Origin of the sequence: Dyadobacter sp. CY347, from assembly GCF_021502655.1 — a bacterium.
GTDB lineage: Bacteria > Bacteroidota > Bacteroidia > Cytophagales > Spirosomataceae > Dyadobacter.
Map to the genome: position 1 here is coordinate 1,124,720 of NZ_JAKFFT010000004.1, position 19,543 is coordinate 1,144,262.

General features: G+C 44.7%; 24 protein-coding genes and 1 pseudogene. 12 read left to right on the forward strand and 13 right to left on the reverse strand.

Features of this window, described 5'->3' with window-relative positions:
- Nucleotides 1–4 precede the first annotated feature (4 nt).
- Together L0659_RS12885 and L0659_RS12890 are read left to right on the forward strand one after the other, a co-directional pair.
- Nucleotides 5–580, forward strand: coding sequence for a DapH/DapD/GlmU-related protein (locus tag L0659_RS12885; RefSeq protein ID WP_235126475.1), 576 nt, complete (start codon nucleotides 5–7; stop codon nucleotides 578–580).
- 44 nt (nucleotides 581–624) lie between these two features.
- Entirely contained in the window at nucleotides 625–1,131 is a 507-nt protein-coding gene (locus tag L0659_RS12890) for a cupin domain-containing protein (RefSeq protein ID WP_235126476.1), read from the forward strand.
- 204 nt (nucleotides 1,132–1,335) lie between these two features.
- Here the strand turns inward: L0659_RS12890 and L0659_RS12895 are convergent, their stop codons facing one another.
- On the reverse strand, nucleotides 1,336–2,763 hold the full coding sequence (locus tag L0659_RS12895) for a PLP-dependent aminotransferase family protein (RefSeq protein ID WP_235126477.1): 1,428 nt from the start codon (nucleotides 2,761–2,763) through the stop codon (nucleotides 1,336–1,338).
- Nucleotides 2,764–2,996: 233 nt separating this feature from the next.
- Here L0659_RS12895 and L0659_RS12900 point away from each other — a divergent pair, with 233 nt between their 5' ends.
- Together L0659_RS12900 and L0659_RS12905 are read left to right on the forward strand one after the other, a co-directional pair.
- The gene (locus tag L0659_RS12900; RefSeq protein WP_235126478.1) at nucleotides 2,997–3,230 is read left to right on the forward strand and encodes a thioredoxin family protein; all 234 of its coding nucleotides are present in this window, start codon (nucleotides 2,997–2,999) and stop codon (nucleotides 3,228–3,230) included.
- Between the two features lie 57 nt (nucleotides 3,231–3,287).
- Nucleotides 3,288–4,019 carry a hypothetical protein gene (locus L0659_RS12905; protein WP_235126480.1) on the forward strand — a complete coding sequence of 244 codons (732 nt, stop codon included), beginning with the start codon at nucleotides 3,288–3,290 and terminating at the stop codon, nucleotides 4,017–4,019.
- Nucleotides 4,020–4,173: 154 nt separating this feature from the next.
- Here the strand turns inward: L0659_RS12905 and L0659_RS12910 are convergent, their stop codons facing one another.
- The 7 genes from L0659_RS12910 to L0659_RS12940 form a co-directional block, all read right to left on the reverse strand.
- Nucleotides 4,174–5,067: a dihydrodipicolinate synthase family protein gene (locus L0659_RS12910; protein ID WP_235126481.1), complete on the reverse strand. Its 894-nt coding sequence runs from the start codon at nucleotides 5,065–5,067 to the stop codon at nucleotides 4,174–4,176.
- A 62-nt stretch (nucleotides 5,068–5,129) separates the two neighbouring features.
- A complete protein-coding gene (locus L0659_RS12915; RefSeq protein WP_235126482.1) occupies nucleotides 5,130–5,633 on the reverse strand; it encodes a cupin domain-containing protein in 504 nt (167 codons plus the stop codon).
- Nucleotides 5,634–5,740: 107 nt separating this feature from the next.
- Nucleotides 5,741–6,382, reverse strand: a complete 642-nt coding sequence (locus L0659_RS12920) for a hypothetical protein (RefSeq protein WP_235126483.1) — start codon at nucleotides 6,380–6,382, stop codon at nucleotides 5,741–5,743.
- Between the two features lie 260 nt (nucleotides 6,383–6,642).
- Nucleotides 6,643–7,656: a helix-turn-helix transcriptional regulator gene (locus L0659_RS12925; protein ID WP_310590701.1), complete on the reverse strand. Its 1,014-nt coding sequence runs from the start codon at nucleotides 7,654–7,656 to the stop codon at nucleotides 6,643–6,645.
- Nucleotides 7,625–8,398 carry an SDR family NAD(P)-dependent oxidoreductase gene (locus L0659_RS12930; RefSeq protein WP_235126484.1) on the reverse strand — a complete coding sequence of 258 codons (774 nt, stop codon included), beginning with the start codon at nucleotides 8,396–8,398 and terminating at the stop codon, nucleotides 7,625–7,627. Before L0659_RS12930 ends, L0659_RS12925 begins: the two co-directional genes overlap by 32 nt.
- A 179-nt stretch (nucleotides 8,399–8,577) precedes the next feature.
- Nucleotides 8,578–8,826, reverse strand: coding sequence for a zinc-binding dehydrogenase (locus tag L0659_RS12935; protein ID WP_235126485.1), 249 nt, complete (start codon nucleotides 8,824–8,826; stop codon nucleotides 8,578–8,580).
- 26 nt (nucleotides 8,827–8,852) lie between these two features.
- Complete coding sequence (locus L0659_RS12940) at nucleotides 8,853–9,701, reverse strand: universal stress protein (protein ID WP_235126486.1); 849 nt, start codon at nucleotides 9,699–9,701, stop codon at nucleotides 8,853–8,855.
- Nucleotides 9,702–10,077: 376 nt separating this feature from the next.
- On the opposite strand from L0659_RS12940, the pseudogene L0659_RS12945 reads away from it, so the two are divergent.
- From L0659_RS12945 to L0659_RS12955, 3 genes and pseudogenes are all read left to right on the forward strand, one after another.
- A pseudogene (locus tag L0659_RS12945) lies at nucleotides 10,078–10,461 on the forward strand (outer membrane beta-barrel protein); the annotation flags it as partial.
- A gap of 53 nt (nucleotides 10,462–10,514) precedes the next feature.
- A complete protein-coding gene (locus L0659_RS12950; protein ID WP_235126864.1) occupies nucleotides 10,515–11,111 on the forward strand; it encodes an outer membrane beta-barrel protein in 597 nt (198 codons plus the stop codon).
- 5 nt (nucleotides 11,112–11,116) lie between these two features.
- A complete protein-coding gene (locus L0659_RS12955; protein ID WP_235126487.1) occupies nucleotides 11,117–11,449 on the forward strand; it encodes a hypothetical protein in 333 nt (110 codons plus the stop codon).
- A 291-nt stretch (nucleotides 11,450–11,740) separates the two neighbouring features.
- On the opposite strand, the gene L0659_RS12960 is transcribed toward L0659_RS12955, so the two are convergent.
- On the reverse strand, nucleotides 11,741–12,451 hold the full coding sequence (locus L0659_RS12960) for a hypothetical protein (protein WP_235126488.1): 711 nt from the start codon (nucleotides 12,449–12,451) through the stop codon (nucleotides 11,741–11,743).
- A gap of 163 nt (nucleotides 12,452–12,614) precedes the next feature.
- On the reverse strand, nucleotides 12,615–13,559 hold the full coding sequence (locus L0659_RS12965) for a fasciclin domain-containing protein (RefSeq protein ID WP_235126490.1): 945 nt from the start codon (nucleotides 13,557–13,559) through the stop codon (nucleotides 12,615–12,617).
- 137 nt (nucleotides 13,560–13,696) lie between these two features.
- On the opposite strand from L0659_RS12965, the gene L0659_RS12970 reads away from it, so the two are divergent.
- From L0659_RS12970 to L0659_RS12980, 3 genes are read left to right on the forward strand one after another with little or no spacing between them, the layout of a single operon-like run.
- Entirely contained in the window at nucleotides 13,697–15,052 is a 1,356-nt protein-coding gene (locus L0659_RS12970; RefSeq protein ID WP_235126492.1) for a PAS domain-containing protein, read from the forward strand.
- Nucleotides 15,053–15,055: 3 nt separating this feature from the next.
- Nucleotides 15,056–15,616: an ATP-binding protein gene (locus L0659_RS12975; RefSeq protein WP_235126493.1), complete on the forward strand. Its 561-nt coding sequence runs from the start codon at nucleotides 15,056–15,058 to the stop codon at nucleotides 15,614–15,616.
- Between the two features lie 4 nt (nucleotides 15,617–15,620).
- Nucleotides 15,621–16,028, forward strand: coding sequence for a response regulator (locus L0659_RS12980; protein ID WP_235126495.1), 408 nt, complete (start codon nucleotides 15,621–15,623; stop codon nucleotides 16,026–16,028).
- A 118-nt stretch (nucleotides 16,029–16,146) separates the two neighbouring features.
- Here L0659_RS12980 and L0659_RS12985 read toward each other — a convergent pair whose 3' ends face one another.
- Nucleotides 16,147–16,374 carry a winged helix-turn-helix transcriptional regulator gene (locus tag L0659_RS12985; RefSeq protein ID WP_235126497.1) on the reverse strand — a complete coding sequence of 76 codons (228 nt, stop codon included), beginning with the start codon at nucleotides 16,372–16,374 and terminating at the stop codon, nucleotides 16,147–16,149.
- 19 nt (nucleotides 16,375–16,393) lie between these two features.
- On the opposite strand from L0659_RS12985, the gene L0659_RS12990 reads away from it, so the two are divergent.
- Together L0659_RS12990 and L0659_RS12995 are read left to right on the forward strand one after the other, a co-directional pair.
- Entirely contained in the window at nucleotides 16,394–16,528 is a 135-nt protein-coding gene (locus tag L0659_RS12990) for an SDR family oxidoreductase (RefSeq protein WP_235126499.1), read from the forward strand.
- 110 nt (nucleotides 16,529–16,638) lie between these two features.
- Nucleotides 16,639–17,355, forward strand: coding sequence for a spheroidene monooxygenase (locus tag L0659_RS12995; protein WP_235126500.1), 717 nt, complete (start codon nucleotides 16,639–16,641; stop codon nucleotides 17,353–17,355).
- Nucleotides 17,356–17,421: 66 nt separating this feature from the next.
- On the opposite strand, the gene L0659_RS13000 is transcribed toward L0659_RS12995, so the two are convergent.
- Nucleotides 17,422–17,997, reverse strand: a complete 576-nt coding sequence (locus L0659_RS13000) for a carotenoid biosynthesis protein (RefSeq protein ID WP_235126502.1) — start codon at nucleotides 17,995–17,997, stop codon at nucleotides 17,422–17,424.
- 74 nt (nucleotides 17,998–18,071) lie between these two features.
- Nucleotides 18,072–19,541 (reverse strand): 1-hydroxycarotenoid 3,4-desaturase CrtD, encoded by a 1,470-nt coding sequence (gene crtD, locus L0659_RS13005; protein ID WP_235126503.1) that lies wholly within the window; start codon nucleotides 19,539–19,541, stop codon nucleotides 18,072–18,074.
- Nucleotides 19,542–19,543: the final 2 nt, after the last annotated feature.

The following is a 19,543-nucleotide window of genomic DNA, read 5'->3' on the forward strand; positions in this document are numbered from 1 at the left end:
AACTATGAATGATCAATCAGTAGAAGCAGATATTTTTAAGCGCATGAAGGCTGGCGGGCCAATCCGTAAAGATGATCCCGAATATGGAAAGTTCAGCGAAGTGGTTTCCCGGTCCATTAGGCTTTGTGTACAAATGAATGCACAAGCAAGTGATCTGGATGATGTCCGCAAGAGGCTAGGGGAGATCATTGGGACAGAGATAGACGATTCAACAACCATATTTCCTCCATTTCATACTAATTTTGGCCGGTCGATCCGCCTTGGTAAAAACGTTTTTATCAATCACGCATGCTCATTTTTGGATATTGGCGGGATCACCATTGAAGATGATGTACAAATAGGTCCCAGGGTCAACCTTACTTCCGAAAATCACCCGCTTGACCCGGCAGACCGAAAGACGTTGCTGCTGGGCTCGATTCTTATCAAAAGAAATGCGTGGATCGGTGCAGGCGCAACGATACTGCCAGGTGTTACCGTTGGTGAGAATGCAGTGGTTGCAGCCGGTGCGGTAGTAAGCCGCGATGTGCCGCCCAATACCGTCGTTGCTGGCATTCCTGCAAAAGTTATAAAGCGTTTTTAAGTATTCAGGAATTATTTCTATAACAAAACTAAATATTCAAGCACATGAAACAGATACGACATAAATTAACAATCAGGCTGTCACTGGCATTAGTCGCTGCCTTTTTGCTATCCTTTAAGGGTTTCTCTCAATCGAAGGCCAAGTCAAATGTTACTGCCTCGCAAGCTATTTTTCCAAAAGGCCAGCAAGGCCCTGCTGAAAATTTTACGGGCAAGTCCTTTTCCACCAGATTGTTGGACAGCGATTCTACTTATAATACTTTGGTTGGAAACGTACTTTTTGAACCAGGTGCCAGATCAAATTGGCACAAACATCCTGGGGGGCAGATCCTTATTATAACGGCTGGCGTTGGGTATCATCAGCAGAAGGGAAAACCAATAGAGATCATGAGGAAAGGCGACGTGGTCAAGTGCCCACCTAATGTGGAGCATTGGCATGGAGCAAGCCCTGACAGCAGCCTTCATCAAATGTACATTATTCCCAATACACAAAAGGGGATTGTTGAATGGCTGCAACCAGTCACTGATAAAGAATACAATGCCTTTAAATAACGTCTCGGACCCGTAGTCTTCCCTAAGCTAAATCAATAAATTAAAACAGGCCTGGCAATTCGGTGGCAACAGTTTGTCCAATCAAAACCAGCATTGTTGCATCCTGACCAGGCACTGATTGAATTGGATCTGCCATTTTTTTATTTGTTTAAAGTAATTTTAATTGAAGAATTGCCTGTGGATCAAACGGTATAAATATTCATCTCAACTGAAAGTCAGGTGTTTGGCTAAGAGCACTATTGCTTCTTTTAAGTCCTTTTCGGAAAGTGAACCGTAACCCAGCCTGATGCCGTTGACCGATGGGGCGTTGCTATAATTTTCCGGTGGGAGTATTTTAACGCCGCTTGCGGCCATCATGTCTTTGATCTGCGGCCAGTTTTGCGCTTGCTTTGGTTGTATCCAAATCGCCAGACCGCCTTCCGGAACTGTATAGTCAGCCTTTTCTTTTAGATAAGTATTCAGCAACGAAACCGTGTAGTCGCGCTTTGCTTTGTAGTAGCTTGTTGCTTTTTTGATGTGGCGTTTTATCGTTCCGTCCTGGATCAGCTGCAAAACGGCCTGTTCCATAATGCCATCACCCTGAACATCAATAATCTTGCGCAGCTCACCTACTTTTGAAATCAGCGAAGCATCGTGACTAACCAGATAGCCAATGCGCAAAGCAGGCGCAACGACTTTGCTCATCGTGCCTATGTACACAAAATTTTGTAGCTGGGCGAAGCTCGAAACCGGAAGCACCGGACGATACCCGAAATGAAATTCGTTGTCGTAATCGTCCTCAATGATGGTAAATCCATGAGCGTTGGACAAGCGGATCAGTTCAAGCCTTCGTTGCAGACTTAATGTTACCGTGGTCGGATATTGGTGATGTGGTGTTGTGTAAATAGCCTTTATGTTCGGGTGGGTCTTCAAATGATCAATCACATCGCTGGTAACCAGACCGTCCTTATCGACCCGTACAGGCAGCAATGTGGCACCAGCCGTTTCAAATGCTTTCCAGGCAGGCTGGTAACCCGGATTTTCAACCAGGACAAAATCGCCTTTTGAACAAATACAATGGGCAGCGAGATACATAGCCATCTGGCTGCCACGCGTCACGCAAACGGAACTGCTGCTGACCTGCATGCCACGTTGATGGTTCAGCATTTGTACAATGGCTTCGATGAAATCCGCATGACCGAACTCGCAGCCGTAACCCATCATTTGCCATCGTGCACTCCGGTTGAAAATCTGCCGGTATCCACGTGCCAACTCGGTCACGGGCGCAATTTTGCTATCTGGATAACCATCATCAAAAATGATCCTGTAATGTTGCTTGGGTAGACTTTGATCCGGTGTGGTGATTTCTGTCTTACGCTGCCTGCTGAACAACGGCAGTGTCCCGGCCACAAATGTCCCTTTCCGCTCCTTGGATACAATCCATTCTTCGTTAAGCAGAACATGCAAAGCTTCTACAATCGTATTCCGGTTCACATGTAACATTTCGGCCAGGTTGCGGCTTCCCGGCAAAGCATCACCGCTACTAAGTCTTCCGGATTGAATATCTGAAATGACAGCATCAGCGATTTGCAGATAAACGGGCTTTTGTGACTTGTGATCAATCCGGATTTCCAATTTCCAGGGTCTAAGCATTGGACTAGCTGGTTTTATTTAAATGTCTCATTTTAACAGGCCAAAGTAAAATGTGCATGCATTCTACCAATCGTCAAGGCTCAGGTGATTGTTATGATTTTACAAAGTTGGATAAGTCGAAGCTGAGCCAGATAGTCCAGTATTTTTAATTCAAAATGGTCCAGCAAGTATCGTTAGGGCTCCTCACTAAGTTTGAATCGGCAATGGTGCCACAGCTATCAAATATCACAAAAATGAGCAAGTCAATTTTCTATCACGCAGGTTGCCCGGTATGCGTCAGTGCAGAGCACGACATTCTTAATCTAATCGGAGCAGATCAGGTTGAAGTAGTAAATATCGGGGAAGACCGTAACCGTATCAGCGAAGCAGAAAGTGCAGGGATTAAATCGGTTCCCGCGCTGCTTACGCCAAATGGCAATGTACTGCATATTAATTTCGGCGCATCGCTGGAAGATGTTAAAGGTTGAAGAGTAGACCGGCAGGACCCTGCCGGTAACGTTAATTTATCTTGACAAATCAAAAAAATGAAAACGACAATATTCACGCTCGCTGCCATCCTGTCCTTCACGGCCGCCATGGCATGCGAACATTGCAAAAAATACGAAGACTCAAAGGATTTTAAGATCAAATCAGCGCAGGTAATCCATAACAAAAAATACGGATCACTCGAATTTGAGATCATCGTGGAAGGAACGGCCGGAAAGACTGTTCCCACTGCTGTGGGGAAAATGGATATGGCCCCTGTCTTAGGATACGTTTTTCCTACAACATTGAAGCCGGAAGATATTGGTTTTAATCCAACCGAAGGCATTGTGGCCCTTGCCCTTACTTCGCATCCTGATTTTGACGATAGCCCGCTTTGGGATGAGAATGCCGACGGCAAGTTTGATAATGACGGCATTGTGTGGCACCCGCACTGGGTGGTTCTCGTAAAAGACGAGCGTGTAAAAGGCGGACTCTCTGTAAAGGAATATAAAAAGGCAGATAAAATCACAAAGCCTAAAACAGCCCCCGACATGCCCATGTATATGGATTCGCCAGGTTATCAGGTCGTTACCCAGCAAAGTTCAATCCGCGTTTCAGTGCCTACATACAGGGTCAATAATAAGGTGGATTTCAATTACGATGCCGTCAGCTGCTATATGCAGGTGTCCGCTCCGGCAGATGGCATGTCCATGGATAAGCCAATGCTGGGTGTTGTTAACGTTTATAGCGTGCTTTCTGGCAAACTGACCTTGCCTTACAAGGTAAAATAACCCGGACTATGGCTGAAATTGATGGAAAGATCGTTGATGCATTGTCCGTGATTACGAGGGTTACGAAATGAAGCCGCTTTCGGAAATGTAGATCGTATAGCAAAGAAAAATCATCCCTATTTAAAACAGGGATGATTTTTATTGTTTGAACATTTCAGTCAAAAGCCACTTTAGTGGTTTCCAGAATATGCCCGAGTTCTGTGATTTCAGTTTCGGTAAGCGGTTGCAACGGCGCTCGCAAATGTCCTGCGTTTTCTCCAAGAATTGTAAGCCCTGCCTGAATCGCCCGGGGTAAGCCTTTGGCGACGATGAACCTGAGCAGATTCAACTGCTCGAGAAAAAGAATTTGAGCTGATGCCAGATCATTGTTTTGAATTGCGTCGTATAGACTCAGGTTGAGTTCGGAGATCAAATTGGGTGCGGCGGTGCACCATCCTTCGGCGCCTGCGGCAAAAGCGGCCAGCGCCAGCGGGTTGGAGCCATTGTAAAATGCCACATCATCGCCCAGTTCTCTTTTTAGCAAATGCATGCGCTGCACATCACCCGTGCTTTCTTTGATCATGGTTATATTGGGAATTTCCAGCAACCGTTTCAAAAGGGTAGGCGACATATCGACGCCGCCCGTTGCCGGGTTGTTGTATGCCATGATGGGAATAGAGATTTTGGACGCGACGGCATCATAATGCTTGACGATCTCATCATCGGTCAGTTTCCAGTAACTCATTGGAATGATCATAACCGCCGTTGCGCCTGCTTTTTCGGCAAACTTGGCATGATGAATCGTCCGCTCGGTGGTAAGGTTGGACACACCGACCAAAGTCGGCACGCGCCCCGCAACTTGCTGGATCGTGGCTTCGGTAATCGCTTCTTTTTCCTGGTCGGTAAGATAAGGAAGCACACCCGTGCTTCCAAGTGGCGCTATACCGTGCGAACCCGACGCCACCAGGCGTTCAACCAACGTCTTAAATAGCGGCAGATCTACGCTTTCATTTTCATCAAATGGCGTAATAGGATATGCGATGATCCCTTTGAATGGAACATTTTTCATTTTTATCAATGGTTAAAAAAGTGACATGAAGTCTCCGGAATGAAGACTTCATTTGAATGGTTTTAAAGATCTCTGCCTTCTTCTTCGCGAAGCGCAACGCCCAGGTTTTGAAGCTGGGGCGCATTCTCACAGGCAATGTATTTTGCCGGCTGGGCATCGCTCAGGTTTTGATGCCTGTGCCATGCCCATGAAGGAATGTAAACGGCATCTCCCTTTTCCCATTCCACTTTTTCGCCTTCGATTTCTGTGTATCCCTGACCTTCCAAAACATACAGCACCGTTTCATAGGTGTGACGGTGCCTATTGGTTAGCTGTCCTGGTAGGAGGCCGCCAATGGTCATGCTCACATTTTTGCTGGGCAGGTCCACGAAGAAGACAGGATGCTTGCGCTCTGTTGAGAACTGGTTGTGCTCTCCGGCGTTTTCCACATTCTTATGGATCAGATAGGCCGGTTTTTGAAACTGTGGCCGTGCAAATGTCTGATGAAAATCTTTTGAACTGAACTGCTGGCTCTCCGGGTCATCCCTTTTCTGCGCTATTTCAGGCATAACTGTTGTCGTATTCATGATTGAAAACCTTTATGTTTCATGCATTATTGCATCACAAAAGTATCGCAGTCATGGACGGCGGCAGTGGTACAGAATGTAGATAAATGCCTGGGCCAGCTTCTCCATTATCCCACAGCCAATGTCGCCGGACCAAACTCTTCAAAATGGATGGCCTGGCGCAAAATACCCTGAGCCCTCAGATAGTCAAAATGTTTTTTGATAAAAGCGCCCGGTCCACAGATGTAATATTGGGCACCGGGTTGCATGGCTTGCTGCACCTTGCTCAGATCAACAAAACCTTCGTAATAACCATCTTCAATTTGCTGTTCAATCTTGTCATAAAAGGTGTGAACAGACATCGTGCCATGTTTTTCTGATAACTCACGGACGATATCTTTAAAAGCGTGCACCTGATAACCGCGGCATCCATGGATCCAGGTAACCGGTCTTTTGTTTCCGGCAGAGATTAAGTAGTCCAGCATACTCATGAAGGGTGTGAGGCCGACACCACCGCTGATAAACACAATCGGGTTTGTATTTTCAGTATCTAAAACAAAGTCACCATAAGGTGCTGCCACTTCGATCATGGCCCCATGCTGAATGCTATTGTGCAGTAAATTGCTGACATATCCTTCCGGCCGCTGATGGTTGCCATGCTCTTTCTTTACGGAAATGCGGTAAAATTCACCATTAGGAGCGCAGGAAATGCTAGAAATCAACCCATGTCCACTCCATGACCAGTTCAAGGCAATCCGGGACCAAATCAAAGATTTGCTTTATACCACAACCATCGGAGCGTTTAATCAGGGGCTACTGGCAGGCATGCTTGCCTTGAAGAAATAGCTTACTTAGGGCATTCTCTACAGAATATCGAGATCGCAGGCCACATAATAGCCAGGCACCAATGGCCGAAAGCCGGTTTTCCTGCGGAGTCGCCATTTTTGATGGTAGAGACATGCTGCGCGGGCTGTATTTGAAGAGCCTCTGATTGATCAGTGCAATGTAGTTTTGGATCAGATCGCCTTTGTTAAGTGAATGAAGCCCTAAACTCCATCGGAGATTGATTGGTTTTGTTCTTGAATAGCTTGCTGAAACTTTGGGAATGTTCAAAACCGAGCTCATAGGCAATTTCGGACATGCTTAACTGCGTCGTGGTCAGCCGCTCTTTTGCTTTTTCAATTAATTTTTCATGGATGTACTGCTGGGCATTCTGCCCGATCAGCGACCGGAGCATATCGCTTAGGTAACCCGGTGAGAGGTTCAGTTTTTCAGAGAGAAATTGAACGGTAGGAACTCCGTCATGAAGGGATTGCTGGCTGTTCAAATAATTATCGAGTATGGCTTCTGTTTTAGACAGGATGTCATCGTTGACCACTTTGCGGGTAATGAACTGCCGCTTGTAATAGCGGTTAACATAGCTCAATAGCAATTCGATGTGGGCGATCATGAGTTCCTGACTGAATTCATCCACACGGCTGTTGAGTTCCTTTTCCATGTTCCTGTATATCGAAAGGATGTTTCCCTTTTCTGTGTCGGATAAATGCAGTGCTTCATTCGCTGAATATGCGAAATAACCAAACTGCCTGATCTTACTTGCCAGAGGGTGACCCATTAAAAAATCGGGGTGTATTAGCAGGATGTAGCAGTAGGTTTTGCTATTATAATCTGTGCTGCCCACTAATTGGTTAGGCGCCAGGAACAGCATGCTTCCTTCATCGTAATCATAATAATCCCGTCCGTATTTCAGCCTTCCGTTGTTATCGGTGATGAAGGTGATCTTGTAGAAGCTAAGCAGGTCGTAGATCGGCGCCATGCTTGTATTAAAGGGGTTGCGCTCATTGAAATGAACGAGGCTGATCAAAGGATGTTGAGGTTTGGGCAAGCCAAAGGCCTCATGCGTTTCGGATATCGTTATGAACCGTATCAATTTATCTTCCTTATTTTTCATCATATAAATGTACCAAAACCCCGTGACTGTTTCCAGCCACAGGATTTTAACCTTATTAATATTACCATGGAACAATGTTGTCTGATCCAGCATAATGAGCAGGTCCCGTAAAACTCCCTGTCGGCAGGTCTTCTGACAGGGCTACTCTTATTGGCTCAACAGATCCTTCTTCCACCGTATCGGTCCCCTGAAAATTATTGAGTGCCGTTGCCGTAAAACCAGGACTAACCAAGTGTACTTTGATATTGGTATTTGCCAAATCGATGGCCAGTGAAAGGAAAACACCATTTAGCGCAGTTTTGGATGCCCCGTAAGCTGCATCGAAGGCTGAGCGGTACGGGTTTGCAGGATTGGCATTCAAAGTAAGCGAACCCAGTGCGCTCGACACGGTCACAATCCGTGCTTTCTCAGCCTTTCTCAATAGAGGTAAAAAGGCTTGTGTCACGGCAAGTGTACCAAACACGTTCGTTTCCCAAACCGTTTTCATTTCGTCGATAGGTGCGATACTGGCGCGCTGAGCTCCAAGGACCTCTTCCATGGTACGTCCAGGGTTCCCTGCATTCGAGATGGCCGCGTTATTGACCAGCAGCGTCAGGTATCCTGCCTCACTTTGAATTTGCCTTAACGCTGCATCGATGGATTGGGGATCTGTAATATCCAATTGAATCGCTTTTGACTGTTTGCCGATCTCGGTAACGGCAATCTCCCCCTTGTCTTTGTTTCTGGAACCGACGTAAACGGTATAACCTTGATCAGCAAGTGATTTGGCAATCTGGTATCCGACGCCTGTATTTGCTCCTGTTACCAGTGCCACTTTCTTTGTTTCTATCTGCATATCATTTAAATTTTTACACAGCAAAATTCCGCGATCGCGACACAGCTCTTGTAGCCGAAACAGGAAATGTTGTATCCAAATTGAGGGTGCATTCCGTATGGATCTATTATACCTTTTTTCGAAGTTATATCATTGCAGATATAGATAGTCTCAGATTGGCAATTACATGTCTTTTCTGTTTAGCCTTCTGGTAATCCGCCCGGCGGGAGCCCATTCAGTGCTAACGTGCCCTTTCTTCTCAACACTGAGATTCCCTGCTTGAAAGCGACCGGTGATACAGCAGTAACCAGCACGCCATGCATTCCCCCTGTTTGCTTTTTAAGGTACTCTCCGGGATCAGTCTCTAATGCATTAACGGTTAAATCCGCACCCAAACTTTTTGCAAGCTCCAATTTATCCTCGGCAACATCGATGGCTGCTACGTGCATACCCATTGCTTTTGCATACTGTATGGCTAGCTTATTTCAGATCCAGCATAAGTCCAGACAGCTTCCGAAGAATGATTGACGACATCTTCGGCGATGCTGCCAAGCATCAGGTGCGTAAGTCCGGTATGACCATGCGTTGACATGGCAATGATGGAAAAAGGAAGGTCCTGGGCAAATTGGACAATACCGTCTTCTTCTGTTTTGCTATGCTTCACGGTAACTACAAAATCTGTCAAACCATAAAATTTAGCAATGTTTTCAAGGCCTACTTTAAGGTCCAGATCTTTCTCTTTTGATTCAGGTGTTTTGATATATAGTAAATGAATCCGGGCTTTAAAAAAGGCTTGCAGTACTTTCACTTTTTCGATCAGCTTCTCTTTCCTTAGTCCGATCGTTGTAGGGAAAATGATGTTCTTTACCTGCCCGACCTTCTGGCTTTTATGAATCGCAAAAACCGGCACAGGGGAGCTCCGAACGATTTTTTCAGTGTTGGAACCAACAAGCAACTCTCGGAGGCCAGTTGCTCCCTCTGTGGCCATCACCACCAGATCAATCTGATTCCGATGTATACTTTTCAGGACGGCTTGGCTTACAATGCCTTGCTCAACCACGAGCTTCATAGGTATTTTGGTTGCGCCTAGTTTTTTCTTGATTCCATCAAAGCTTGCGACGGCTTCTTGTTTTAATTCCGTCAGGATTGACATCGAGTTTACATAATAAGGATTGACTTCTAAGTCCTCAATGTAGCTTGGGGTCAGGTTAATCACATTCAAAACGGTTATTTCGCCTTCGCTTAAAGCTGCTATGTCCAAGGCAAAGCGAAGTGCCTTTTCACTGGCTGTGGAAAAATCACAAGGGACGAGTATGTTTTTCATAAGACCTTGGTTTATTTATTTATCAAACTAATTCCAGCATAAAATAAGCAGGTTACGTAGCGGATTGCTGTGATGCAGATTAGATCAGAAAATGATCCTGGTCACTCATCCAACTTCGGAAGTCATGCGCAACCAAAACTTATATAATTCAAACCACAGGACGGATAAGGAGCCGGTAATAATTTTTACGTTTATTCCAGCTTCGTAAAACGATGCAAGCATCCCCAAACAAACCATTGGACTCGTCGGAACGGGAAATTCGGCTTTCAACCGGTTTGGTACTAACTCAGCCACAAACATTATAAACAGCAATGGCCAGGTGGATTCCAGCATTGTAAACCGGGTCTTTAATCCGAATGAAAACAACCGGGTCAATGTGGCCCTTACTTACCGCTACGCCGACACGCTAGGACTTGAAATAAATGCCGATGCAGACTTTACACATTTCCGTAATGATTCTCCCAGCAACATTGTAAGCAATTATATTGGCGCCAGTGGGCAGCCCTTGCTCAGCCGGCTAGTACGTTTCGAAGCAAACACCGGCATCCGGATCGGAACAATTAGAGCAGACGTTATAAAAGAATGGAAGAAAAAACACTTAAAGCTTGAAACCGGCCTAAAACATACAAATGTTGCTACTAATAATGATCTTTTGGCTTTTTCAGGTGCGGACGACCGGCTGGATATAAGCCGGACAAACCGGTTTACTTATCACGAAATCGTCAGCGCTGCTTATGCTTCCCTAAACCATTCAGTTGGAAAATGGTCCATGCAAGCCGGGATCCGTGCTGAACGAACTGCGGTTCAAGGCCGATCGTTAGACCGGTTAGGGCGCGTGATTATGAGTTTACCAAATGGTGGAGCGCTTACCTTTACGGGGCAGCAACCTGGAACCGTTTTCAGGGCAACTTCTCAGCTAACGAAGCATTCGACCAGCAGGTGTTTGCCTTTGAAGGCTATGTGCAAAATACTTTTGCTATCTCCAGGCTGTGGCAAGCACAGGTATCCGGTTTCTGGAACGCACCGACCACTCAAACCGTCTACCGCATCGGCAGCCTGGGCGCATTGAATTTGAGCATTGAACGGAAAGTTTTAAAAGGGCAGGGCAAGCTTGCATTGAATGTTGACGATCTCCTTAATACGATGCGGTGGCGGCAATCTGCATCCTTCGGATCGCAACAGTTCAACATTGATCGCAAATGGGAAAGCTGCCGGATTTCGATCAGGTTTGCTTACCGTTTCGGACGAAGTGAGATAAACGGTGCCCGGCAGCCGCGTGCAGACTCTGACGCAAGCTTACGTTTTCAGATTCAGGGTCTGCAAATCCAGCCGCAGCACCCGAGGAAACACATAAAAAAATACCAGCCACGCCTACTTCGGATCAGGACAGGATCTATCAGCAAGTATTAAATCTGATGAACACCGAAAAGCCTTACTTAAATCCTGACTTATCACTTCCAGACCTGGCCAGGCAAATCAAGATAAACGCCCAGACACTAAATTTCCAGCATATCAACACCGAAACCAGATCCGGCGGCACCGTCGGAGTCTTTCGACAGGGTGGCACGGATACCGAACGGGAGGTAACCATTCAATTCCTGGACCCGGAAAAAATGTACACCGTACAGGAAATTTTTGCAGGCAAGCCCGTCATCTCGGCGACCGGGCGAGAACTGGCGACAACCGGATTTAAAGTCCGGATAGAGAAAGCATACGAAGGGAAATTATTGGAAGTGAAAGCAGAATAAACCGTTAAATTCAAAGGCGAACAATATGGCAAAGCAGACACTCACATCAGAACAGATTAGGCAATATCACGAAGATGGTTTCTGATCCTACGCAGATTTTATGAGCCGGAAGAGGTTTCAAGGCTCTATTCAATCGCTATCGAGGACAGCGCGATCAGCAAGAATTCGATCAATGTCAACGACAGCTCGGGCAAGCGAAGCAAGCTTTCGCTCTGGTACAAGCCGGGTAACGAGATCACTGGAAGAGATTGAAAGGTTTTTTCGCCGGTAGTCACGCAAACCGTTTATTGCTTAAAACGAAAAGCCCGCACGCAGTGTCAGCCGGTTGAAATCTTCCAGCTTTTCGGCACCGAGTTGTTGCACAGATGATCTTTGGAAACGATACCCAGCCCCGATGGTGAAACCGGTATTGCCGCTGAACAGGATTTTCAGGCCAATACCTGCGGCAAATGTCGCGCCGCCTCCGAAGCGCACACTATCCACGTCATTGGAAGTTGCATTGAAGCCATAGCCGCCTTCCAGAAAATAGAAAGGTATTTTGGACCCTTTATTGGTAAAATCCCCGCGCAGGCTGAGCACGACCGGCACGAATGTCTGTACCGCGTAAAGGTCCGCTCCAACACCTATCCCGGTGTAGATCCACTGATTAAACTTATAGCCATTGGTGGTCTGAAACGAGAACGCGGAGGTTGTGACACCGTTTGAAGCCCTGTTACTCATTGCCAGCGGCCCAAGCTCCGTGTAATGGACAAACCCTTTGTTCTTATACGTCAGATTAGGATTATCAACTTTTCCGGCGATCACCGAGTCAACTTCGGTTTTTTCAAACACCCACACGCTTTTATCGTAGGTCTGAATGCTGAGTCGTGCCGAATCTTCAAGAAGTTTCCCGCGCAATACAGAACCATTTTTCAGATAAAGGCTTACCTGTTTCTCTTGCTGGCAGAAAGCGGGCGAAATGAATAATGTAAAAAGGGTCAAAAGAGGAAAAAATGATCTCATATGCGGAGGTATGTTAGTTAATTGTCCAGCCAGGTCTTGAATTCGTGGCTTAAATATTTGCTGACAAAAACGTCCTGGTTAAAAGCTGCAACAAGTTAAAGCAATAAAATCAGAAAGGGGCAGGCGGTTTTAAACACGCCCGCCCGCCCCTTTTCGATCAACATTATGGCATTAAAACTTTATCAATTACATGCACTACACCGTTTGTGGCCAGGATGTTAGCCGCAGTAATGTTTGAAGCGCCGCTGGTTGTGCCAACCACTTTGGCGCCGCCTGCCAGGTCAAACGTAACCTTGCCCGATGGATTGGCTGTCGCCACTTCGCCGGACACATTAGGCAAATCGGTTGAAAACACCCTGCCCGGAACAACATGGTAGAGCAGTACGCTGGTTAGCAAAGCCCGGTTTGCGGGTGCAAGCAATGTTGCCTTCGGAGTAGTTTTGTAAAGTTCGGTAAAAGCAGCATTGGTAGGCGCAAATACGGTTAATCCGTTTGCAGAGGCAGTCGACAATGCCGTTGCAACTGCCGGATCCGCCGCCAGCACCAGCGATACGAGCTCTGAAAAGTCTGTGTTTCCCTGTGCCACTTCGACGAGTGATTGAGTGGGAGGCGTAATGACATTGTCAATCACATGGACCACGCCGTTTGATGCATTTACGTCGGTAGCAATCACTTTAATGTTTCCATTGATGAAAACACCGTCTGCGTTTTTGGAGAGGTAAATGTCATTGTTTGTATTTACTGTCTCAACCGCGCCACTTTTTACATCGGCAGCTTTCACATTGCCGCTGAGCACGTGCGATGTCAGGATTGGCGTCAGTGCATCTTTGGTTAAACCGTCCAAACTTGTGATGCCTGCTTTTGTAAATGCTGCATTGTTGGGAGCGAAGACAGTAAATGGGCCGGCTCCCTGTAATGTTGTGACCAGTTCTGCTTTGGTCAGCGCAGCAACTAGGGTAGAAAACTGCGGATCGGCAGATGCGACGGCAGCAATATTTCCTGTCGGTGTTACAGGATTGTTATTGTCATCGTCGTTATCACAAGCAGTAAATGAAAAAACCACCATAGCGGCGAAAAGCGACTTTGTCAGTGTTCTGAAGGTTCTCATAAATAAAAAATTTGGTGAAATTTTTAGATGTAATTTTTAATTACTTTCACAACGTCCGCATCTTCTTCCTTCGTTCTCGTTCCAGAGCGAACAGGAATAAATCCGGAGTGACCGGCCATATTTTCCAGCCAAAATAAATGATAAAGGCATTACCAAATTCCGGACAGCCTGACACAGTGCTTTGGCAACAGCTTAAGGATGGTAGTGAACTTGCAGTCGGTGCATTAATCCGTCAGTATTTTAGTCATTTATTGGCTATTTGGCTAGCTTATTTTGCTATCCCCCTTTTGCTCTTCTTATTTCTAAGAAAGAAAAAAGAAGTATTGCCCTTTGGACGAATATTCTGGCTGTTTATACTCTTTATTTTTTCTTGCGGCCTCACCCACTTGGCTGATAGTATTATGTTTTGGATACCGGTTTATAGGGTAAGTGCCTTGCTGTTGTTATTGACAGCGATAATCTCTTGGGCTACCGTTATTACTTTGTTACGGCTGCTGCCGGAATTATTTGCTTTAAAAAGCCCGGCTCAGGTGGAAGCTATCATGGAGAAGCGGTTCCATGGGTTGACAGAACAACTTAAACAAAGCGAAGAGCGCTGGCAGTTTGCATTAGAAGGCAGCGGCCTAGGTGTTTGGGATTGGAATACAGAGACCAACGAAGTTTTTTTTTCAAGAATGTGGAAGGAAATGTTAGGTTACGAAAACCACGAAATTAGTTCAAGCTTTAATGAATGGGAACAGATGATCCATCCGGATGATAAACGGATAGTCTTTGAAGAAATAGAAAAGCACATTTCAGGAAATTCTCCTGCCTACAGAGTTGAGCACCGCTTAAAATGCAAAGACGGAAGTTACAAATGGATATTGACTTCTGGAATGGTTACCAGCCGTACCATTGAGGGTAAGGCATTAAGACTTGTGGGAACCCATGATGATATCAATACCTCCAAAATTCAGCAGGAAAAGCTTCGTATTAGTGAAAATACTTTTTCAAATGCATTTCACTTTTCTTCAATTGGTTTAGGCCTGGTTGCTCCGACCGGTCTGTGGTTAGATGTCAATCCGGCCCTATGCACTTTACTTGGTTATTCTCGCGAAGAACTTTTAAAGATAACTTTCCAGGATATAACCCACCCTGATGATTTGCATATTGATTTAGACTTTGTTCAGCAGATGATTAACAGGGAAATAACCACTTGCCAAATGGAAAAGAGGTATTTTCATAGAAATGGGCAAATTATTTGGGTACTTTTATCAGTTTCGCTTGTTTGGGAATTAGAGAATAAGCCTAAATTTTTCATTTCGCAGATTGTAGATATTTCGACAATTAAACATTTGATGGCCGAGCTGGAGCTCAAAAATGAAACCTTACAACTAAACACTGCGGATCTGGCTGGTAAGATGCGGCAATTAGAAGAATTCAACCGTATAGTTGCTCACAATCTAAGAGGACCAGCTGGTAATATCAAAATGCTTCTTGAAATATTACCGTAAGAAGTGCCTGAAACGAGAGACAATATTTTGTTTGAAATGGTTTCCCAGGCCAGTGATAATCTTCAAGCAACATTAGAAGAGTTAATAAAAGTATTGGAAGTTCAGTTGAATAAGGATATACCTTATGATACCTGTAATGTAGAAGAAATCCTCAATAAAACTTTGTTAGTCTTAAAACCTCAAATACTTGAAAAGAATGTTGACATAGCAAAAGACCTGCAAGAAAATACCATTCACTACCCGAAAGCCTATTTAGAAAGCATCATATACAATCTATTGAGCAATGCAGTTAAATATTCCCGGCCCAATGTTCGACCTTACATTATTGTTAAAACCTACTCAGAAAACGGCCAGATTTTCCTTAGTGTCAAGGATAATGGTTTAGGAATTGATTTGAATAAATACGGGGATCATGTTTTTAAATTGAACAAAATATTTCATCAAGGTTTTGATAGCAAAGGAATTGGTTTGTTTATGACTAAAAATCAAATTCAAACTTTGGGAGGTAGTATAGTGGTTAAGAGTAAACCCATGGATGGCAGTGAATTTGTAGTTAAATTTTAGATATATGAAAAGAATATCTTTGGTTGGTATAATCGATGATGATAATATCTATCAGTTTATGATAAAAAAGATTTTACAGGGCACTGGTCAGGTAAATGCGATAATTTCTTTCAGTAATGGGTTAGAGGCCATAAATTATTTAATTGCTAATCAGGCAAACATTGAAATGCTTCCTGATTTATTATTTTTGGATTTGGAAATGCCTTATATGGACGGCTGGCAATTTTTGGATAGCTATATTGAGATTGGCTTTCCCAAGCTAATTACCTTATATATTGCAAGCTCTTCAAATAGTCATGATGACATTTATAAATCTAAACAATTTACTCAGGTAAAAGGGTATTTAACTAAACCAATTAAAAAGGAAATAATAGAAGATGTTATAACAAGATTTTTAGTTGGCAAAGTATAGCCATTGTGAGTATGCCTTGACTGTAAATGAAAGAAATTGTTTCTATTTAAATTTATTTAGTTGGAATAGTGTTGTCTTGCATCATTTACCCTGCCAACTATATCAGCGGTAAAAGTGCTCAACCTGTACTCGAACGCCACTGGCTTCTTAATTCATCCTGTAACTCCGTAATCGCTTTCTTTTTATTCTGTTTGATCCGGTCAAGCCATGTTTTTGGGCCGCCATCGGGGTTGTACCTGGAACCCCAGTTAAGCATTTCCACCATGACCGGCACCAACTCGATGCCCTTGTGAGTTAAAGGGTACAGGAATTTCGAAGCGTTTTTAGGGGAGATGGCTTTTGACACAATTCCTTCATTCAAAAGTATGTTCAACTTTTCCGTAAGTGCTGCTGAGGAAATTGCAAAAACAGTATTGTATCTATCCTCTGACGCGGCAAGCTTTATTTCGGGAGCAGAGATTGCAGTTGATGGTGGTTACCATGGTTACGCATTAAAGTAAAATCTTTCGCTAATTCTTTTATAGAGTTTTCGCTACATTCACGTTGGTAAATATTTTCTGTCTTAATGCAAATGGAATCGATTTCCTGATTGGTTACTTTATCATTTCTAATGAGTTCAATCACTACGCTTACTTTATTTCGGTTTCATAAATCACGGTCTAAAATGTGGGCTTTCGGGCAAATGCAGTTTGCACATGCTTATATCAGCAAAACGCCCGGGTTGCAATTTTATAAACTCATGGGCAGCGGTCGCGAGCCGGGTTTTAGCCCATTGCCCGACTGGGGTGTATATGCCATGTTGGGTGTCTGGGACAACGAGCAATGCGCTGATCACTTTTTTAAGGATGCTGAAATTTATAAGCGATACCAGGCGCACAGCAGCGAGCAGTGGACCATCTACATGAAACCCACACAAGCCAAGGGCCTTTGGTCGGGCCGTAATCCATTTACCCCTTCAACAGATCTGGATGATGACAATCCGCTTATTGCAGTAATTACGCGTGCAACCATTAAGGCGGGTAAACTGATAAAATTTTGGGACTATGTGCCTACGTCCCAGCGGCCTATTGTGCAAGGTTGTAAAGGGTTGATTTATACCAAAGGAATTGGCGAAGCACCCCTGGTTCAGATGGCCACTTTCAGTGTATGGGAAAATATAGATGCGCTGAAAAACTATGCCTACAATAGCCCCGAACATCAGGAGGCCATCCGGAAAACCCGAAAAATAGATTGGTACAAAGAAGAATTATTTGCGCGTTTTCAGCCTTACCGCTCCGTAGGAACCTGGGGTGGTGAAAATGTTTTGGCTCCCTATTTAAACCACTGACGCTTTGCTGAATGCGCAGACTTTCGCTGTGTATAGCTGCTAAAATTGGGCACGTCTGTTTCGTAGTTATTTGTTGATCAAATAGAAGAAGACGAAAAATAGAGCTTGGGAAGCAAAGTGATGTAACGGCAGCGGATACTTTGCTTGAGGTACGAAATTTTTTACCAGCAACTGCATTGCTAATGATACCACAAACCAGTCTATGTAGTTGCGTAACGGTGCATAACCTGCATTCCAATGCCAGTAATCGAATACTGAGGCCACAGGTTCAATAAAGAAATCGAGCGCAACCATTAGCGCAGCTCCGCAAACAGGTGCGATCCATTGGTTAGGTATAAAACGCTTTGCGATAGTGGCTGTTATAAAAGTAAGCACAACCCAGTTGATGCCAATCAGCAAGGGAACGTTAGCCAATTTTGGCCCCATATTTTCACCGTACCGATAGTCTCCAAAAAGCAAGCCGGTGTTTACGCCAATCATTTCAACGCCCATACCGGTGATGTAAACAAGCGACCAGATTAGGATGCCTGGCCAAACATTTTTAAGAGGAAAATTCCAGTACAAAAGTCCCAGGCCAAGCAGCAGGTTGAATGGTGTTTTTGGCAAAAACCAAGCTCCATAACCCAGCCATATGCCTATCATGCCTGAAATGGTTACCAGCCATATTGCAAATATGGAAGTGTTGCTTTTGACAGCCGAAAATGATAGTTCATTATTCATAAAGCCGAAATGATGAGCTTTGAAGTAATCTTTGCAGAATGCATGCACAAAGGAATACCGCCACCGGGGTGAACGGATCCTCCGCAAAAATACAGTTGTTTTATTTTGTTTGAAAAATTGGGGTGTCTTAGGAAGGCCGCAAGTTTAGAATTGCTTGCCGCACCATACAATGCGCCACGGTAACTGCTTGTTCGTTTTTCAATAAGCGGTGGTGTTAGCACATCTTCTGCCATGATGAGCGCTGCAATGTCGGTGCCGAGCAGGCGGTTTAATTTGCTGATGATATTTTCGCGCGCCTGTGCCACCAATGCCTCCCAGTTTTGACCATAATCTCCCGGGGCATTAATCATCACAAACCAATTTTCGCATCCCGGAGGTGCGTCACCCGGAGTTTCTTTACTGGTTACGTTGATATAAACCGTAGGATCATTAAAAAGCGTTTTATGTTCGAACAAATGCGCAAACTCCTGCTGATAATCGCTGCTGAAAAATATGTTGTGCAAGTCCAATTGATCAAACGTACCGCGAATGCCCCAATAAAATATCACAGCTGAACTTGATCGTTCCTGCCTGAGCGTGCGCTCGGGGTGCGGTTGTGATGGCAACAGTTTTTTGTAGGTAGAAAATATGTCCATGTTTGAGACAATGCTATCTGCAAAATGCTCGTTGCTTGCCGTTTTAACCCCGACGGCCTTATTCTTCTCAACCAGTATCTGTTCTATTTTTTGATTAAAATGAAATCGTATGCCTTGCCGAAGTGCCAGTTGATACAGACTGTTAGTGATACTGTGCATACCACCCTTTGGATAATAAGCGCCCAGGTAAAGTTCGAGATGTGGAATCATACTCATGATACCCGGTGTGAGATACGGTGATGAGCCATTATAAGTAGCATAGCGGTTAAATAACTGAACCAGATGCGGCTCACCGATGGCTGCTTCATTAAGCGCATCCATACTAGTGCCCAAATTCATTTCCGATAGGTGAGCCAGGGCCTTGAGGGTATCCACAGAAAGATAAGTACCCATTTTATGCAACGATTTCTCGATGAATAAAGACGCGGTAAGCTCATATTTCTTCTGGCCGTTTTTCAAATAAGATAATATCGTTGTGGCTTCGATACCAAATTTGGCTGCGGCCTCTTTTGCAAAAACTTCGCGATCGGCATCAGCAGTAAAGCGCATGCCATCTTCCCAAAAATAGTTGCAAACCGACTTCATGCGGTGATACTGAAAAAAGTCAGTGGGTTGTTCATCAAACAGTTCGAAAAGCTCAGTAATAAGTTGCGGCATGGTGAAGAGCGAAGGCCCGGCATCAAAACGGTAGCCGTTTATTTCGAAAGCATGTAGTTTGCCACCGGGATAATCATTGCTCTCAAATACATCCACTTCAATGCCTGCAGCCCGCAGGTGCAGTGCAGTAGCAATGCCGGCAATACCTGAACCAATAATAATTGCTGATGGCATTT

Excerpts from the sequence above, each read along its gene's own strand:
- crtD (WP_235126503.1), bottom strand. The coding sequence starts at position 19,541 with ATGCCATCAGCAATTATTATTGGTTCAGGTATTGCCGGCATTGCTACT.
- L0659_RS12935 (WP_235126485.1), bottom strand. The coding sequence starts at position 8,826 with ATGCACGTAGCAGCCATCGATGTTGCCGAGGATAAATTGGAGCTTGCA.
- L0659_RS12890 (WP_235126476.1), top strand. The coding sequence starts at position 625 with ATGAAACAGATACGACATAAATTAACAATCAGGCTGTCACTGGCATTA.
- L0659_RS12940 (WP_235126486.1), bottom strand. The coding sequence starts at position 9,701 with ATGAAAAACATACTCGTCCCTTGTGATTTTTCCACAGCCAGTGAAAAG.
- L0659_RS12925 (WP_310590701.1), bottom strand. The coding sequence starts at position 7,656 with ATGCTGGATCAGACAACATTGTTCCATGGTAATATTAATAAGGTTAAA.
- L0659_RS12970 (WP_235126492.1), top strand. The coding sequence starts at position 13,697 with ATGATAAAGGCATTACCAAATTCCGGACAGCCTGACACAGTGCTTTGG.
- L0659_RS13000 (WP_235126502.1), bottom strand. The coding sequence starts at position 17,997 with ATGATAGGCATATGGCTGGGTTATGGAGCTTGGTTTTTGCCAAAAACA.
- L0659_RS12955 (WP_235126487.1), top strand. The coding sequence starts at position 11,117 with ATGAACACCGAAAAGCCTTACTTAAATCCTGACTTATCACTTCCAGAC.
- L0659_RS12900 (WP_235126478.1), top strand. The coding sequence starts at position 2,997 with ATGAGCAAGTCAATTTTCTATCACGCAGGTTGCCCGGTATGCGTCAGT.
- L0659_RS12930 (WP_235126484.1), bottom strand. The coding sequence starts at position 8,398 with ATGCAGATAGAAACAAAGAAAGTGGCACTGGTAACAGGAGCAAATACA.
- L0659_RS12965 (WP_235126490.1), bottom strand. The coding sequence starts at position 13,559 with ATGAGAACCTTCAGAACACTGACAAAGTCGCTTTTCGCCGCTATGGTG.
- L0659_RS12990 (WP_235126499.1), top strand. The coding sequence starts at position 16,394 with ATGTTCAACTTTTCCGTAAGTGCTGCTGAGGAAATTGCAAAAACAGTA.
- L0659_RS12915 (WP_235126482.1), bottom strand. The coding sequence starts at position 5,633 with ATGAATACGACAACAGTTATGCCTGAAATAGCGCAGAAAAGGGATGAC.
- L0659_RS12885 (WP_235126475.1), top strand. The coding sequence starts at position 5 with ATGAATGATCAATCAGTAGAAGCAGATATTTTTAAGCGCATGAAGGCT.
- L0659_RS12995 (WP_235126500.1), top strand. The coding sequence starts at position 16,639 with ATGAGTTCAATCACTACGCTTACTTTATTTCGGTTTCATAAATCACGG.
- L0659_RS12905 (WP_235126480.1), top strand. The coding sequence starts at position 3,288 with ATGAAAACGACAATATTCACGCTCGCTGCCATCCTGTCCTTCACGGCC.
- L0659_RS12960 (WP_235126488.1), bottom strand. The coding sequence starts at position 12,451 with ATGAGATCATTTTTTCCTCTTTTGACCCTTTTTACATTATTCATTTCG.
- L0659_RS12895 (WP_235126477.1), bottom strand. The coding sequence starts at position 2,763 with ATGCTTAGACCCTGGAAATTGGAAATCCGGATTGATCACAAGTCACAA.
- L0659_RS12980 (WP_235126495.1), top strand. The coding sequence starts at position 15,621 with ATGAAAAGAATATCTTTGGTTGGTATAATCGATGATGATAATATCTAT.
- L0659_RS12910 (WP_235126481.1), bottom strand. The coding sequence starts at position 5,067 with ATGAAAAATGTTCCATTCAAAGGGATCATCGCATATCCTATTACGCCA.